Origin of the sequence: Arthrobacter sp. 35W (assembly GCF_000482545.1) — a bacterium.
In the GTDB taxonomy this organism is placed as follows: Bacteria; Actinomycetota; Actinomycetes; order Actinomycetales; family Micrococcaceae; genus Specibacter.
Genome location: NZ_KI519454.1, coordinates 1,241,944 through 1,258,646, shown reverse-complemented (window position 1 = coordinate 1,258,646; position 16,703 = coordinate 1,241,944). Strand labels below are relative to the sequence as shown.

Sequence of the window (16,703 nt, the reverse complement as noted above, 5' to 3'; positions counted from 1 at the left end):
ATTGAAAGGCGATTCCAGAGGTTCGCTACGTGACCCAATGTCTCGAAATGAGAACTAGTTCGCGTATGAGAAGAGTGTTGCGTATTGCTGTGGTGAAGTCAATGCCTTTTGTGATCCGAAACACGGATTTAACGTGACCCGGACTCCTCCCGCCGCGGGAATGTTGACGCCCTATACTTGCGAACGTATTCTCAAATGACCACGATCCAGGGATCGGGGAACAGCGCGCTGCATCCTGGTTGGACCGCAGCGATCCGACGAATCCAACGGGGACAAAACTTATGACCACACCATCGGAGACTGGCAAGATGAGAAGCGACACCAGGCGCAACCGCAAGCACCTCATCCGTGCTGCAGGGGAGCTTTTCGCGGCTTCCGATGGTCCGATCAACATGGTCGACCTCGCCAACCACGCCGAGATATCAACGGCGACCGCGTACAGGCATTTCAACTCGGTGGCAGATGTGCTCACGGCGTACCGCTATGACGTAGGACTCCAGCTCAACGAGTTCAGCCAGAAGCAGTCCATGGGCGGCTTGGCTCTGCTGGAGGCCGTGAGCCAGAAGTGGGTGCTGCTGGTCGTCAAGAATGGCGCGGCCATGGTCCACACGCGCTCCTCGGAGGGGTATTTGGCCCGCCTTCGGACGGGTGCCGACTACCTGCAGGTCCAGGCCGACGCACTGGAGCGTCCCCTCCGCGAGGCCACCGGCGAGCTTGGCCTTGAGGACCTGGGCGACGAAGCAATGTTCCTGTGGAACATCCTCTTCGATCCCCGTGAAATCTTTGACGTGATTGGTACTTTGGGCCTTAGCCCGAAGGAGGCCAGTGCCCGGCTGATGTCTACCTTCCAGGGCGCGCTCGGCGGCTGGTCCGCTGGGAAGAAGACCCAGTAGCCCCTGGGTCCATGGGACAGGCCGTCCGCCCGCCCCATGGACCCACATCCCCACCATGCCTACGCTTGGGCAGACTTCCGGAGCGTACTGATGAACGCTGCCAGAGCTTCAAAACTATTCTCGGGAGCCGACTGCAGCAATCGTTCGGCTTCAGCCAGGCGCTTGTGGTGCAATGCCTCCCACCGCGACAACTGGTCGCCGGCCGCAGCCGAAGCGCCGCCACCAAGTACGGCGATGGTCAGTTGCGGAGCGACGTCGGAGAGATCGTCCCGCAGCGAGGCCCGGGCCATGGCCTGCCACTTGCTGGATCTGGGCAGCCGGTCGATCAGGGTGAGCAGGTTTTCGATCTGGAACCGTTCGTGCACGGCATAGTAGACGGGTGCAATCGCCGCCAGCGGTGCACCCGTGAGCTGGTTGACCCGCGCAATGTCCAAGAGCGTGAAGGCTTCACGCAGTTCCGCCCACGTCCTGGCCAAAGTCTCCGGCAATCCCCAGTCTTTGGCCGACGACAACAGGTGGGTGGTCTCCTCCCGGTCATTTCCGGTCAACAGTTCGGGGAGGTGGGACAGCAAGCCATCGACGACGGGCCGATACAAGGCGACGGAATCGGCAATGGGCAGCCCGTGGTCGTGTTGGATGAACCACCGCATGGCCCGGTCAAGCACGCGCCGGATGTCCAAATGGATCCGGCTCCATTTCTCCGCAGGCATGTCCGTCGGCAAATGGACCAGCCGGTTGGACAGCTCCCGAAGTCCAAAGAGTTCGCTGGCGATGGCGAAGGACTTGATGGCCTCGGCCTCGGTGGCCGAGGTTTCCTCCATCAGTCTGAAGATGGCGGTGGTGCCGCCAATGTTGATGGCATCGTTGGCCAGGGTGGTGGCGACGATGTCATCGCGCAGCGGGTGCCGGTCCAGCGCTGTCCCAAAACGGGAGACGACGGCCTGGGGGAAGTAGCCCCGCAGCGCGGACTCGAAGTAGGCGTCCTGGACCAGTGGGCTGCTCCGGATGCTGTCCGCCAGGGTGTTCTTCGCGTAGGCGGCAAGAATGGACAGCTCGGGCGACGTGAGGCCGTGGCCCTGTTCGATCCTTTCCCTCAGGGCTTCGCTGCTGGGCAGGAACTCTATGCCCCGGTCCAGCTGGCCGCGTTCTTCAAGGAACTGCATCAATCGTTCATAGTTGGGGAACGATGCGGCCGAGAACCGTCGGTCGGTCAGAAGGAGGACGTTCTGGGCAACATTGTCCGCCAGGACGAGTCCTGCAACCTCATCCGTCAGGCTGTGAAGAAATGCCGCCCGCTCGGAGGCAGCGAGGCGGCCGGCCCGAATTTGCTGGTCAACCAGGATCTTGATGTTGACCTCGTGGTCGGAACAATCCACGCCGGCCGAGTTGTCAATGGCATCTGTGTTGATCAGGACACCGTTCAGCGCCGCTTCAATCCGGCCTGCCTGGCTGAGTCCGAGATTGCCGCCCTCGGCAACAATCCGGGCCCGCAGCGCAGAGCCATTGACTCTGATCGCGTCGTTTGCCCTGTCTCCAATGTCGCTGTGGCTTTCGGCGGCCGCCTTGACATAGGTTCCAATGCCGCCGTTGTAGAGCAGGTCCACGGGGGCACACAGAATTGCTTGGAGCAGCCGGGGCGGGGACATGGATTCGATGGCAGGGTCCACACCGAGGGCCTTGCGCACCTCCGGGCTCAGGGGCACCGACCGGGCATCCCTGGGCCACACGCCGCCACCAGCACTCATGAGGCTGCTGTCGTAGTCGGCCCAGCTTGACCGGGGCAGGGCGAACAGCCGCTCCCGCTCCTCGTACGATCCACGGGCGTCGGGGTCGGGGTCCAGGAAGATGTGGCGGTGGTCGAAGGCGGCAACCAAGCGGGTGTGCCTGGATTGCAGCATGCCGTTGCCGAAGACATCCCCGCTCATGTCGCCGATCCCGATGGCGGTGAAGTCGGCGGTCTGTGGGTCGATTTTCAACTCGCTGAAGTGGACCTTGACCGATTCCCATGCGCCCCGGGCCGTAATCCCCATCTGCTTGTGGTCGTAGCCCACCGAGCCACCCGAGGCAAACGCATCACCGAGCCAAAACCCGTAGCCCTGGGCTACCTCGTTGGCGATGTCGGAGAACGGCGCCGTGCCCTTGTCCGCTGCAACAACGAGGTAGCTGTCATCGTCGTCATGGCGTACCACGCGAGGGGGTGCCACCACGGATGGCCTGTCGCCGTCGAACTCCAGGTTGTCGGTAATGTCGAGCAAACCCCTGATGAAGGTCCGATAGCACTCCTGCCCTGCCGCCAGACGCCCCGCGCGGTCCGAGGCATCGGGCAGGTTCTTCGCGAAGAAGCCGCCCTTCGCGCCGTCGGGAATGATGACGGCATTCTTCACCGCCTGGGCCTTGACGAGCCCTAGCACCTCCGTCCTGAAGTCCTCCTGCCTGTCGGACCAGCGAAGGCCACCGCGGGCGGTCTTGCCATACCGCAGGTGGACACCCTCGACCATCGGTGAGTAGACCCATGCTTCATGGGCGGGGCGGGGCAAGGGCATGGCGTCGATGCCGGAGGGATCAAACTTCACGCTGATGTGTGGCTTGCCCTGGTAGAAGTTTGTCCTGACGGTGGCTCTGACCAAGGACGCGAAGGTATCCAGGACGAAGGCTGCATCCAAGGTCGAAACGTCCTCGATCGACGTGGACAGCCGCTGGTCGGCCTGGGCCGTCCAACCCGCACGGTCCCGCGCATCCAGGCCTGGATCGAACTTTGCCGCGAACAGGTCCAGCAGGGCCGCCGTGGCTGCGGGGTAGGCCTGCAGCGTTGCCGCGACAAACTCATAGGAGTGCGAAACACCCAGCTGCCGCCAGTACCTGGCGTAGCATCGCAGCACGGCGACCAGCCGCCACCCAATGCCCTGGCGCAGCACCAGGCCATTGAGGACATCCGATTCGGCCTCCCCGGCCAGCACGGCGTCGAACGCGGCGGGAAGCAGCGTTTCGACGTCGATGGCTCCGGCCGGCTGGACCACCGACAGGTCGTAGATGAAGAACTCCAGCGAGTCCGCGTCGACGATCTCGTAGGGGCGTTCGTTGAGCACCTCCAGCCCCAGATGCTCAAAGTAGGGCAGGATCTTCGTCAGGCTCTGGGGGCTTCGAACATACAACCTGACCCTGCCTGCCCGATCTCCCCCGGACTGTGGATCCACCCGGAGCAGCGCTCCGGACGCGGGGCCGTGCTGTTCCAACCGCTCGAACCGGTTAATGTCCTCCCGCGCCTCTTCGACGTCAAACTTGATCCGGTATTCGGCAGGGAACGCCTCCGCCCACCGCTGGAACCGCGGCTCGGCCTCCTGCTCCGGGAGGGCTTCGCGCAGCGCATCGAGGATGCCCTCGGACCAGGAACGCGCCGCATGCGCCACACGTTGCCGAAGGTCCGCTTCGCTGGGGCGCTTCGGGCCATGCAGTGGCAGCCAAATCGTGAAAAGGATCCTGGCCAGCGCCGACACCGGCCCACCAGCTTCGCAGTCCACCGCCAGCGCATCGTAGGCCCGGCCCAGCTCACGCTGGATCCGTGCCCGCACATCAGAGTTGTCCCGGTCGGTGGGGATGTAGACGAGCGCCGTGACGAATCGTCCATAGCTGTCTTCGCGCAGGAAGACATGGGAACGCCGGCGTTCCTGTAGGGCGAGGATCCCCCGCGCCTTTCCGGCCAGATCCGCAAGGCCAATCTGGAACAGCTCGTCGCGTGGGTAGCCCTCCAGGATCGACATCAACCGCCGGCCCGAATGGCTGTCAGCATCCAATCCGCCGCCGTCGACGACAGCCTGGATCTTGTCCGCCACCACGGGAATCCCCCGGGCTGGCCCGTTGTAGACACTGGCCGTAAACAGGCCAAGGAAGCGGTGTTCACCGGCCACGTTGCCGTGTCCGTCAAAAGCCTTGATGGAGATGTAGTCAAGGTGCGCATCCCGGTGCACAGTGGACCGCGCATTGGCCTTCGTGACGGTGACGGGAACCGCCTCCCGGGCCGCCGTCCGGGCGGCTCCTTCGATCCGCCGCCGCGGCCTGCCTCCGGCCCGCAGCACCCCGAGGCCGGTCCCCTCCACCGCTTCAAGACTGTCCACGCTGGCTCCGCGGACCAGGCTGTATTCGCGGTACCCGACAAAGACGAAGTTGTCCCTGGCCAGCCACCGAAGCAGCTCCCCCGCGCTCTCGGACGCGGGCACGCCTTGAGGGAGGCCGTCGGCAAGCTCGGTTGCCGTGCGCCGCATGGCGTGCCAGTCCGCAACGGCAGCATCGACATCGGCAAGGACACGCTCCACCCCTGCAACCAGTGCCTGCGCATCGTCCTCGGCCAGACGGCCCTGGAATTCCACGGTGATCCACGATTCCCGATGCACCGGCTCCGCACTCTCCGCGGGATGCGCCTGCCGTGGGCGGTGCAGGCCGGTGAGGGCGCCGTTCCCATCCCTGTCCACAGCGAATATGGGGTGGATGACGAGCTGGATGCCCAGCAACCGGCGGGTGCATTCCGCCAACAGGGAATCCACGAGGAACGGCTTGTCATCGGCCACCACGTAGAGGACCGAGCGTGGACCGCCATCGATCAATCCGACCAGCGTTTCGCCGCTCCCCCGGTTGGCCGCCGCCCGGTAGTGGGCCGCGGCCCGGACTTCAAGCCCACCCGGACCGTAGGGCTCCCGGTCTTCCGCAGGTACGTCCTGCAGGTAGTCGTGGATGAACTGCTCCAGTGGGGCTGGAGCGCCCGTCCGCCCGTGCGATGTCATGTCTGGTCCTCTGGCTAGTGGAGTCTAGGGATCAAGCGATGCTAGAAGGGCCCGTTCTGGACCAGGTTTGCCGGCCGGGCACCTGCGGCCAGCGCCTGTAGTTGGCGGTCCAGAAGTTTGATGATCCTGGGCTCAAATGCCGATGCGTTTCCGCCCACGTGCGGCGTGATCAGGGCATTCTCAGTGGACCACAGGGGGTGGTCGGCCGGAAGGGGTTCGGGGTCAACCACATCAAGGGCGCAGGCCAGCCTCCCGGAGACCACCTCCGCGGTGAGCGCAGCCGTATCAACGACGGCCCCGCGGCCCACATTGACCACGAGGGCGCCGTCGGGCAGTGCAGCCAGAACCCGGGGTCCGATCAGATGATGGGTGCTCGGAGTCAGCGGCGTCACAGTGATCAGGACATCGTGGGCCGCGGCGAGGTCCACCAGGTCTTCAATGGCATGCACAGCGCCGAATTCGTCTCTGCGCGCCGTGCTGCCCACACGCGTGAGCTCCACCTCAAAGGGCGCCAGCCTGCGGGCGATCTCCTGCCCGATCCCACCAACTCCGACCAGCAACACGCGCCTGTCCGCCAGCGACTGCCGCCGTTGCGGCCGCCACAAGGCTGACTGCTGGTCCCGGACAGCGGCATCAATGCCCCGGAGCTTGGCCAGAATGAGCCCGATGGCCAACTCTGCCGTTGCGGCAGCGTGCACCCCCGCGGCGGTGGACACGCCCGCGCCCGGTCCGGCCGCCTCTGCGACGCCGTCGTAACCGGTGGACTGAGTCTGGACAAACTTGAGGTTCTCGGCCCGGGCCAGGGAGCCCATCACGGCCGCCGCGTCAATGTACGGCAGGACGACGGCGTCGATCGCGCCCAGATCGGCACCCTGCGGCTCGGCCTTGAGGTCCCACACCACCGCGTTCAACCCCTGTGGCAGTGGCTGAAGCTTGGACAAGAGGTCCTGGTCCGGGAAGGAAACAGTGCGGACTATCTGCATGGGTAGACCCGTTCTTCATGGGGGCCGCACGGTGGCGGCCGGTGGATTTCGGCACATTGGTCGAATGAGAATATTTTCTCACTTATGCGGTCCGAGTCAAGAGTTCCGACTTGGATGTTGTGGATGCGTGGCTCCAGCCATCCATGGGAAGGATGCAATCCCGTCCACACCGCCAGGTGTGGCGTTCCTGCGCGGCTAGGCCGTCCGGCCGCCGCGTACGGCGGCCCCTCGGACAATCGTTTGCACGCGCTCCGTGGCCAATCCCGCCATGGCGGCGATTTGGTGGATGTCCAGCTGGCCGGAACGCAGCGCTTTGATGATGAGGGTGCGGCGGCCGCGCTCGATGCCGGCCTTCCGCTCCAGGGCCGACGTTAGTTCACTGGCAATTCCTGCAACCTCGGCCAGATGATGGGCCTTGGGCCGCCCCGCATAGTCGAGATCGATGTGCCCACAGCCGGCAATCCTCACCTCGGACGGACTGGCGCTGGCTGCCTTTGCAATGGCCGCCACTGGCACACGGTCTGCGAGCGCGCGCGCCGTAGTGTCGCTGCGCAGCATCAGCAGACTGCGTATCTGGCTGTCGACGGTTGCCAGCATCAACTGCACTCGGGACAGGTCCCGATGGATGCGGGCCGCGGCAACCTCGCCCGGCGGCCGGGCGCCCTGGTCCGGGCACTGGGCTCCCACCCGGCCAGCCGGCAAGGGGCGGGCCCTAGTGATCCGGTGCATCGACCCAACCTCTGGGTTCAACAAGCGTCCACAGTGCGCTCGAGCCGCCAAAGGCTGGCATTATGCTTCCCTCATACAGGCGCAGTACGGGGCCATCTCCATTGTCCGGGCCCCACAGCCCGCTGGCGGGGCAATGGCTTCCCGTCGCTGCCGTGCAGCGCTGCCGGTAGGGGTCTGCGGCTCGTTCCCCCACGTTTATCCCAGTCATTGGGCCCCCTATCCGGCCGGCCGGCTGCCGGCGGCCGTGTCGGCAAAATTGAGCAGGACCTTGCCGGAACGTCCCGAATCCCTGGCCGTCTCGAACGCTTCGAGCGCCTGGCCAATGGAGTATTCATGGGTGACAACGGGGTCGACATGCAGCGATCCGTCCGCCAGGGCGTTGAGCACATCCGTCATCTCATCGTTGAACCTGAACGAACCGACCAGCTCAAGCTCACGGGAAATGGCCAGGGAGATGGGAACCGGCTGGTCGCCACTGGGCAGCAGACCAACCATCACAATCCTTGCTCCCCGCATGGCACCCTGCATGGCCGAGGCAAGGCCGCGGTGGCTGCCGGATGACTCAAGCACGACGTCGGCCTCGACCTGCGCGATGGCCTCGGCGTCGGAGGCGAAGAGGGTGGATGTCGCACCCAGCGCCCGGGCCGTCGCCAACGGGCCCTCATGGACATCCACAGCGATGATCTCGGCCGCACCCGCCCGTTTCAGGACGGCGACAATGAGGCAGCCGATGGGACCGCTTCCAACGACGAGGATCCGCTTGCCCCTGACATCGCCGGCCCGGGCAACTGCATGCCAGGCAACGCTGGCCGGCTCCGCCAGTGCCGCCGTGCGCAGGGACAGTCCGGAGGGCAGAGTGCGGAGCATCCTTGAGGGCAGCACAGCAAACCGGCTGAAAGCGCCCTGAGTGTGTGGATATCGCGCGGCACTCCCAAGATACGTGCAGCCAGGGGAAAGGTTTGGCCGCTCAAGGGGGTAGCGGGCCGGTCCATCTGCCGGGCTCGCCGGATGGACGGCCACCCGGGTCCCCGCCCCTGGCCCCGAGCCATCGGCCGCACCGTGGACAACAGTGCCCACTACTTCATGGCCGAGCACCATGGGCTCCCGGAGGACTGATTCCCCGGCAGCTCCATGGAGCCAGTAGTGAAGGTCGGAGCCGCAGATTCCGCCGTACGCCACCTCAATGATGGCCTCGTCGCCGCGGGCCTGCGGAAGCCCGCGGGTCTCAACCCGCAGATCTCCCACCCCGTGGACTACAACCGCCGCAGCGCCGCTCTGAAGGGAATGGTCAGTCATGGCTCAGACCACCACCGTCATGCCGCCGTCGATGAAGATCGTCTGGCCGTTGACGAAGTTGGCCGCATCGGAGGCCAGCCAGCGCACCGGTCCGGCCAGGTCCTCAACAGAACCCCACCGCCCGGCGGGAGTCCGGCCGGTGATCCATGAGTTGAAGTCCGGGTCATCCACCAGCTTCTGGGTCATTTCCGTGTGGATGTACCCGGGGGCCACACCATTGATCTGAAGTCCGCGGGAGGCCCATTCGGCAGCCATGGCGCGCGTGAGGTTCCGCAGACCGCCCTTCGCTGCCGTATAGGCACCGATGGTCGGCCGTGCCAGCTCAGCCTGAACCGAGCCGATGTTGATGATTTTGCCGCGGCCGCGCGGAAGCATCCTCTTGGCCGCTTCGCGCCCCACCAGGAAGGCGCCGGTCAAATCCGCCGCCAGCACCCTGTTCCAGTCGGCAAGGTCCAATTCGGTCAGGGCAACCCGGTGCTGGATTCCGGCATTGTTCACCAGAATCTCCAGCGGGCCGACTTGCTCCTCAACGTGGGCGATGCCGGCAGCGACGGCCGCCTCATCCGTGATGTCGAAGGCAACGGCAGCCACCTGCCCGCCGCCGAAGCGGCCGGCAAGCGTCGCGCGGGCCTTCTCCAGCCGATCCTCGTCCATGCCATGGAGGACTATCGTGGCGCCGGCGGTGGCGAGTCCGGCGGCAAGCGAATTGCCGATGCCACGGCTGGACCCGGTGACCAAGGCAACCCGCCCGGTCAAATCAAAGATGGATGCGTCCATGCGTCGTCTCTTTCGCGTTGCGTTCCGGGCCGTCGAAGTCCGGCGCGAGGGCCACCGTGGCCCTGATCTCGAGCGTAGAACTCCGACGGACCAGAGTCAAGAAATACTTCTCATTTGCGAACGCAATATAGCTTTGAGCGGGAATGGGCATCTGAAGATTCAGGCAGCGAAAATGCTCCAGGCGGCCTGATGGCTGGCGCCTGGCAGAAGCTGCACCAAGTCCTGGACGCTGTTGAAGGCATCGGGCGGACACGTCATCGGCTCAACGGCCAGGCCCAACCTGCTGGCTGCCGGTGCGGGCTTGTCCGCCGTGTGTATCTGCAGCCACGGACAGGCCCGGTCCCATGCCATGCCCACTCCGGTTCCACCAGGGTCCCGGACAACCAGCTGCGCCCGGCCTCCGCCGTCGAACTCAATGTCCGTGAAGGCGTGGTCGATCATCGTTGTGCCGATCGCCCGTGGCACACGGAAGTCGAACGGGTGGTCCTCCACCGTACGCGTGGCGACCGGCAGCAGCCGGTCCGGCGTGACCTCGAGAAAGGATGCCGCTGGTATGTGGACGGTCCACTCATCCAGCGGCGCGGGTCCGGCCAGCAGATAGGGGTGCGGGCACACGCCATACGGCGCTGCCATATCCCCCAGGTTCTGTGCCGTGACCCTCGTGTGGAGCCCGTCATCATCCAGCCGGTAGTCGGCTCGCAGCGACAGCCGGAACGGGTACCCAGGGCTCTCAGGGATCTCGCACGTGAGGCTGAGTTCGTTGGCACCGTGGCGGTCAACAGTCCACAGCTTCTCGAAGGCGAGGCCGTGCAGGGCGGTCTTTCGTTCGGTTTCGTTGAGCGGCACGTGCAGGACGCTGCCGCCGTGCCGGTAGCGTCCGTCCGCGATCCGGTTGGGCCACGGGGCCGCAATGATGCCGCGGAAGTCCGGGATGGGCTCCGCGGCGTCGAAGGGAACCACCAGGTCCCGGTCCTGGAACGTCAGCTGCCGCAGGGCACCGCCGCGCTGGACGACCGAGGCGGAATAGTCCCCTGAGACCAGCCGGAACTCGTCGCCGTTCACAGCCCGCCGGCCAGCTTGTAATAGGCCGCGTTCCAGGCCAGTTCCTTCTTGAACGCCTTGATGGTGGTGCCTTCGTCGATGGTGAGGAGCTCCGTCTGGGAGATCTCGGCAAAGTCCTCGAAGACGTCCATGCCCACGGCGGTGGACAGGACGGTGTGGTGCGCGGCACCGGCGGTCAGCCAGGCGGCGGCGGACGTCGCGAAGTCCGGTTTCGGGGACCACAGCGCACGCGCCACGGGCAGGTTCGGCAGCGGCTCGTCAAGGTCCACGACGTCGACGGCGTTCGCGACCAGGCGGAAGCGGTCCCGCATGTCAGAGAGCGCCACCACCACACCCGGGCCGGCGTCGGTGTCGAAGACCATGCGGACCGGGTCCTCCCGGCCGCCGATGCCCAGCGGGTGGATCTCCACGCGTGGTTTCGCGGCGGTCAGGGACGGGCAGACCTCGAGCATGTGGGCGCCCAGGATCTTCTCCGCACCGGGTGCCAGATGGTAGGTGTAGTCCTCCATCAGGGAGGCACCCCCCGGCAGTCCGGCGCCCATGACCTTGGCGGCCCGGACCAGAATGGCCGTCTTCCAATCGCCCTCGGCGCCGAAGCCGTACCCATCGGCCATCAAACGCTGCACGGCCATGCCCGGGAGCTGGCGCAGCGCGCCCAGATCCTCGAACGAGGTGGTGAAGGCGGCGGAACCGTTCGCCTCAAGGACGCTGCGCAGGCCCAGTTCGATCCGGGCACTGTAACGCAGCGATTCGTGGCGGTGGGCTCCGGCGCGCAGTTCCGGGGCGACGTCGTAGAGCCGCTCGTACTCGGCAACGAGGGCGTCGACGTCGGACTCCTCGGCACCGTGCACGGCGTCGGCGAGCTCGTTGACGGACCAGGTGTTCACCGAGACGCCGAAACGGAGCTCGGCTTCGGTCTTGTCCCCCTCGGTGACGGCGACGTTGCGCATATTGTCGCCAAAGCGGGTCAGCTTCAGGGTGCGCACGGCCGCCCAGCCGGCGGCTGCCCGCTGCCAGACGCCGACCTGGCGGGAGACCTCCGGGTTGGACACGTGCCCCACCACCGTCTTGCGCGGAATGCCCAGACGGGACTGGATGTACCCGAACTCACGGTCGCCGTGGGCCGCCTGGTTGAGGTTCATGAAGTCGAAATCGATGTCCTCCCACGGCAGTTCCACGTTCGCCTGGGTGTGCAGGTGCAGCAGCGGCTTGCGCAGCAGGTCCAGGCCCTGGATCCACATCTTGGCCGGTGAGAAGGTGTGCATCCACGCGGTCACACCGACCACGTGGTCGGCGGCGTTGGCCTCCAGCGCCGTGCGCCGGATCGACTCCGCATCAGTCAGCACCGGCTTCCAGACGATCGTTACGGGAACGTCGGAGGATTCGTTGAGCTGCTGGGCAATCTCCTGGGACTGCGCGGCGACCTGTTTGAGGACGTCCTCACCGTAGAGGTGCTGGCTGCCGGTGAGGAACCAGACCTCATAGTGGTCAAGGGAGGTGTTGTGGGCGTTTGACATTGGTTTTCTCCTGAAGGTCTTGGGGGTGGGCGGCTATTGGCCGTAGACGTTTTGGTAGCGGTCGTACAGGGCGGCGACCAGACCCGGATCCATGGGCACCGGCTCACCGAGTTGGCGGGCAATGTGCACGGTGCGCGCCACTTCCTCGCACATCACGGCAGCCTTGACAGCGGACCGGGCGTCGGGCCCGATGGTGAAGGGGCCGTGGTTCTGCATCAGCACGGCCGGGGAGTTCGAGCCCCGCAGCGTTGCCACAATGCCGCGGCCGATCGATTCATCACCAATCAGGGCGAACGGACCCACCGGGATCTCGCCGCCAAATTCGTCCCCCATCATGGTCAGCACGCAGGGAATGGCTTCGCCGCGGGTGGCCCATGCCGTGGCGTAGGTGGAGTGCGTGTGGACAACCCCGCCCACCTCGGGCATGTGCCGGTACACGTAGGCGTGGGCCGCGGTGTCCGACGAGGGCGCCAGGGGCGGGTTTCCCCACTCACCGTCTGCGTCGCCGTCCACCGGCACGCCATCGAGGTCGGTGACCACCATCAGCTCCGGGACCAAGTCGTCATAGGAGACCCCGGACGGTTTGATGACCATCAGGTCGTGGCCGGGTACGCGGGCGGATACATTGCCGGCCGTCCACACCACCAGTTCATAGCGGGTGAGTTCGGCGTGCAGGGTGCACACGTCGCGGCGGATCCGGGCAATGGCGTCTACCAGCGCGCTCATGCCCGGACTCCGGCGGCGGCCAGCGTCCTGGCGGCGTTGCGCTGGATTGACTTGAGCCGGTGCATGACCTCGTTGGCTCCCCTGCCGAAGTAGTCGTGCAGCGTCCGGTACTCGACGAAGAGTTCCTCATAGGCTGCGACGTTCTCGGGGATGGGCGCATAGACGGCCCCTGGTTCCGATCCCATGGCGGCCGCCGCGGCCCGGATGTCCGGGTAGCATCCCGCCGCCACGGCGGCGTGGATGGCCGAACCGAGCGCGGGGCCCTGGGTGGAGCCAATGGTGGACAGCTGCAAGCCGGTGATGTCAGCGTAGATCTGCATCAGCAGCTCATTCTTCAGCAGGCCTCCGGCCACGATGAATTCCTTCACCGGAACCCCGGAGTCCCGGAAGGCGTCAACGATGGTGCGGGTGCCGAACGCCGTGGCTTCCAGCAGGGCCCGGTAGACATCCTCCGGCCGGGTGGCAAGGCTCTGGCCGACAACGATGCCGGACAGCTCGTGGTCCACTAGGACCGAGCGGTTGCCGGAGTGCCAATCGAGGGCGATGAGTCCGTGTTCGCCGATGCGTTGTTCCGCGGCGAGGCCGGTCAGGTATTCGTGGATGCCCAGCCCTGCCGACGCGGCGGCCTCGTGGTAGGCGGGCGGGACGCAGTTCTTGGTGAACCAGCCGAAGATGTCCCCCACGCCGGACTGGCCGGCTTCGTAGCCCCACAGCCCGTCCACGATGCCGCCGTCCACTACGCCGCACATGCCCGGCACTTCGCGCAGTTCGGTGCCATTCATGACGTGGCAGGTGGAGGTCCCCATGATGGCGACGAGCTGCCCCGGCTCCACGGCCCGGGCGGCCGGGGCAGTGACATGCGCGTCCACGTTGCCCACGGCGACGGCGATGCCCTCGGGCAGCCCGGTCCATTCAGCGGCTTCGGCCGTGAGGTATCCCGCGGCGTCGCCGAGGCGGCCTATGGTGTGATCGAGTTTGGTGCTGACGAAGTCCTTGAACTCCGGGTTCAGCGCGGCGAGGAAGTCCTCGGAGGGGTATTGCCCGTCCTGGTAGATGCCCTTGTAGCCGGCGGTGCAGGCGTTGCGGACGTAGGTGCCGCTCAGCTGCCAGACGATCCAGTCGGCGGCTTCCACCCACTGGTCCATGGCCGCATACGTTTGGGGGTCCTCTTCCAGCAGCTGCAGGCCCTTGGCGAATTCCCATTCGGAGGAAATGAGACCGCCATAGCGCGGCAGCCAGGCCTCGCCACGCTCCCGGGCAAGGTCGTTGATGCGGTCCGCCTGCGGCTGGGCCGCGTGGTGCCGCCACAGTTTCACATAGGCATGCGGGCGGTTGGCAAAGCTCGGCACCTCATTGAGCGGAGTCCCGTCCGTCTTGACCGGGACCATGGTGCAGGCCGTGAAGTCGGTGGCGATGCCGACGACGGCGGAGGCGTCGATTCCGGCGTCGGCAATCGCCGCGGGCACCGCGTAGCGCAGGACATCGCGGTAGTCGTTGGGCACCTGCAGCGCCCACTCCCCCGGAAGCCGCACGGTGTCCCCGCCTGCGGTGTCCGCAGGGAGGGCGCCGGTGATCACTGCGTGCGGGTAGTCAAAGGCGGCGCTGCCGAGTTCCCTGCCATCGGATACGCGCACCACCACGGCGCGGCCGGACAGGGTGCCGTAGTCCACCCCGATGACAAAGTTTTCTCGCCCGTGCGTTGCGGCGTCCATGAAAGTCCTCCAATAGCTGGTTCGACGGTGTGCGGATTGAAATAATTGTGAGCGCTAACAATTGGGATGTCAACCACCCGGCCTCCATTTGCAACAACTGGAAGGGTCCGTGAAGGATCAGGCGGGGGCGGCCGTGCTCCTGCGGACCACGAGCACCGGCTCCACAACGGTGGTGCCCGCGCCGGCGTCGTCCTCGATGGCGCCCAGCATGACCTTCATGCAACGGCGGCCGAGTTCTTCGAAATCCTGGCGCACAGTGGTGAGCGGCGGAATGAAGTAGCCGGATTCAGGCTGGTCGTCGAAGCCCACGACGGATACGTCCTCGGGCACGCGGACACCTGCTTCGTCGAACGCACGCAGCAGCCCCAGTGCCATCTGGTCGTTGCCGACAAAAAGGGCTGTGGCAGCACATTCGGCGGCCAGCTGCCGGCCGATCTCGTAGCCACTGCCAGCGCTCCAGTCGCCTTCAAACAAGAGGTCCTCGGACAGCCCGGCTTCGCGGAGCCGGCCACCCCACCCCTCGGCGCGCGACCGGCCGTCGGTCCAGTCCCGGGGCCCGGAAACATGGCCGATCCGCCGGTGGCCCAAGTCGATCAGGTGGGAGACTGCCAGACGCGCCCCCAGCCCTTGGTCCACCATGGCACTGCTGAAGAGACCTCCACCATCAGCTCCGACAATGACCACGGGAACGTCGAGGGTCAAACCCGCCAAAGTCTCAACGATGCCGTTGTGGGGAACAACGACGATGATTCCATCCAGGCCCTGGTCCGTGAGATGGCGGATGGCATCCGAGATGGCATCCGCCCCAGCCTCTTTGATGGCCGTGATGCTCACGAAGTAGCCAGCCTCCCGGGCCGCCTGCTGTACGCCCAGAAGGGTGTTGGCTGGGCCGTACTGGCCCAGTTCAGCCGCCAGCACGCCAATGGTTTGCGTGCGCCGGGTGACCAGATTCCTGGCAGCCGTATTGCGCCGGTAGCCGAGTTCGGCAATGGCCGCCTCCACCTTTTCCTTGGTGGCCCGGCTGACGTTGGGGTGGTTGTTGATGACACGGGAGACCGTCTGGTGGGAGACGTTGGCCCGGTCGGCCACATCCTCGAGGCGTGGCAAGCGCCGGTCAGTGCTGCTAGCCATGCGTGGGACCCTTTCAGTGGCAGGACAAGGCGATGACCAACATTCTATGGCGGACACGGACACCACCACCGACACGCTCTCTTCTGCGCGGAGCCGGCTCAGTCGCCGTGGCCCATCCGGCTGTCGTGGCGGGTCGAAGAGGCATCGTTGGCTGGTGCGACCCAGCTCGCCAGCAGGGTCATAGCTTGAGCCGTCGGAGAGTTCGGTTCGTAGGGTAGGTCAGCAGCGCGAGACCTTCGTCGTTGGAAAGGTCGAAGGATTCCCCGATGAACCGAAGATCACCGACGAATGGGTGGTGGTAGTGCTTGGGACCTTCGCGGTACTTCTGGACGTCATGCGATGCCCAAAGGTCCCGGAACTGCGCAGACCGGGTCGACAACTCGCCGATGAGAGTCATCAGTTCGCTGTCGTCGGGTGCCCGTCCCGCGGCCGCGCGAAGCAGCGCTACCTGGTTCCGGGCGGCTTTCGACCAGTCGCCGAAGAACTCAGGGGTGCGCGGGTCCAGGATGAGGAACCGCGGCATGCGGAACGGCAGCACCAGTTTCTCGGTGCCTTCGGCGTAGAGGGCATGTCCGAGAGCATTGGCGGCAAGGATCTCCAGCCTGCTGTTTTGAACGAACGCCGGAATCGTGATCGCGTTGACAACCATCTGAACGGTGGGCCGGATTCCCTGGCGTGTGCGTGGCCTCGGTGGCCGCATCGGTGCGGGGCGGACGGCTTCGAACAGGTTGCGCAGGTGCTCGCGTTCGACGTCGTCGAGCTGCAGGGCCCGGGCGACGGCGTTGAGCACTTCCGGCGAGATGCCCGTGGCTTTGCCCCGCTCGAGCCGGTTGTAGTAGTCAACGCTGACCCCGGCGAGGTGGGCAACCTCTTCGCGGCGCAGTCCGGGGACGCGCCGGATGCCGCCAAAGGTCGGGACACTGGCCTGTTCCGGGGTGAGGCGGGCACGCCGGCTGACGAGGAAGTCGCGGATGTCTGCCTTGTTGTCAATGCATCTACGGTACGGCGTTGGCAACGCACGAGGGGTGCCCTGCCACCCCGGTTCCCACGGAACCCGGGTGGCAGCGGGTCTGCCGCGGGCCGGCACCGACTGGTTGCATGG

The 16,703-nt window shown here is 65.8% G+C and carries 12 protein-coding genes; 1 reads left to right on the top strand and 11 read right to left on the bottom strand.

Annotation, left to right across the window (positions count from 1 at the left end; all coding sequences use genetic code 11):
- The first annotated feature begins 308 nt into the window (after positions 1 to 308).
- Positions 309 to 893: a TetR/AcrR family transcriptional regulator gene (locus tag K254_RS0105330; RefSeq protein ID WP_035749037.1), complete on the top strand. Its 585-nt coding sequence runs from the start codon at positions 309 to 311 to the stop codon at positions 891 to 893.
- Between the two features lie 59 nt (positions 894 to 952).
- Here the strand turns inward: K254_RS0105330 and K254_RS21910 are convergent, their stop codons facing one another.
- From K254_RS21910 to K254_RS21900, 11 genes are all read right to left on the bottom strand, one after another.
- Positions 953 to 5,668, bottom strand: a complete 4,716-nt coding sequence (locus tag K254_RS21910) for an NAD-glutamate dehydrogenase (protein WP_051388876.1) — start codon at positions 5,666 to 5,668, stop codon at positions 953 to 955.
- Between the two features lie 41 nt (positions 5,669 to 5,709).
- Positions 5,710 to 6,651 carry a 2-hydroxyacid dehydrogenase gene (locus K254_RS0105320; protein ID WP_026554487.1) on the bottom strand — a complete coding sequence of 314 codons (942 nt, stop codon included), beginning with the start codon at positions 6,649 to 6,651 and terminating at the stop codon, positions 5,710 to 5,712.
- 195 nt (positions 6,652 to 6,846) lie between these two features.
- Entirely contained in the window at positions 6,847 to 7,338 is a 492-nt protein-coding gene (locus K254_RS0105315) for a hypothetical protein (protein WP_026554486.1), read from the bottom strand.
- Positions 7,339 to 7,596: 258 nt separating this feature from the next.
- On the bottom strand, positions 7,597 to 8,676 hold the full coding sequence (locus K254_RS21905) for an L-idonate 5-dehydrogenase (RefSeq protein ID WP_035749035.1): 1,080 nt from the start codon (positions 8,674 to 8,676) through the stop codon (positions 7,597 to 7,599).
- A 3-nt stretch (positions 8,677 to 8,679) separates the two neighbouring features.
- Positions 8,680 to 9,453, bottom strand: a complete 774-nt coding sequence (locus K254_RS0105305; RefSeq protein WP_026554485.1) for an SDR family oxidoreductase — start codon at positions 9,451 to 9,453, stop codon at positions 8,680 to 8,682.
- A 159-nt stretch (positions 9,454 to 9,612) separates the two neighbouring features.
- Entirely contained in the window at positions 9,613 to 10,515 is a 903-nt protein-coding gene (locus tag K254_RS0105300) for an aldose 1-epimerase family protein (RefSeq protein ID WP_026554484.1), read from the bottom strand.
- Entirely contained in the window at positions 10,512 to 12,032 is a 1,521-nt protein-coding gene (gene araA, locus K254_RS0105295; protein ID WP_026554483.1) for an L-arabinose isomerase, read from the bottom strand. The genes K254_RS0105300 and araA overlap by 4 nt, the downstream gene beginning before the upstream one ends.
- A gap of 33 nt (positions 12,033 to 12,065) precedes the next feature.
- On the bottom strand, positions 12,066 to 12,758 hold the full coding sequence (locus tag K254_RS0105290) for an L-ribulose-5-phosphate 4-epimerase (protein WP_026554482.1): 693 nt from the start codon (positions 12,756 to 12,758) through the stop codon (positions 12,066 to 12,068).
- On the bottom strand, positions 12,755 to 14,470 hold the full coding sequence (gene araB / locus K254_RS0105285; RefSeq protein WP_026554481.1) for a ribulokinase: 1,716 nt from the start codon (positions 14,468 to 14,470) through the stop codon (positions 12,755 to 12,757). Before araB ends, K254_RS0105290 begins: the two co-directional genes overlap by 4 nt.
- Before the next feature lie 117 nt (positions 14,471 to 14,587).
- Positions 14,588 to 15,601 carry a LacI family DNA-binding transcriptional regulator gene (locus K254_RS0105280; protein ID WP_026554480.1) on the bottom strand — a complete coding sequence of 338 codons (1,014 nt, stop codon included), beginning with the start codon at positions 15,599 to 15,601 and terminating at the stop codon, positions 14,588 to 14,590.
- A gap of 178 nt (positions 15,602 to 15,779) precedes the next feature.
- The gene (locus tag K254_RS21900) at positions 15,780 to 16,616 is read right to left on the bottom strand and encodes a helix-turn-helix transcriptional regulator (RefSeq protein WP_331271227.1); all 837 of its coding nucleotides are present in this window, start codon (positions 16,614 to 16,616) and stop codon (positions 15,780 to 15,782) included.
- Positions 16,617 to 16,703: the final 87 nt, after the last annotated feature.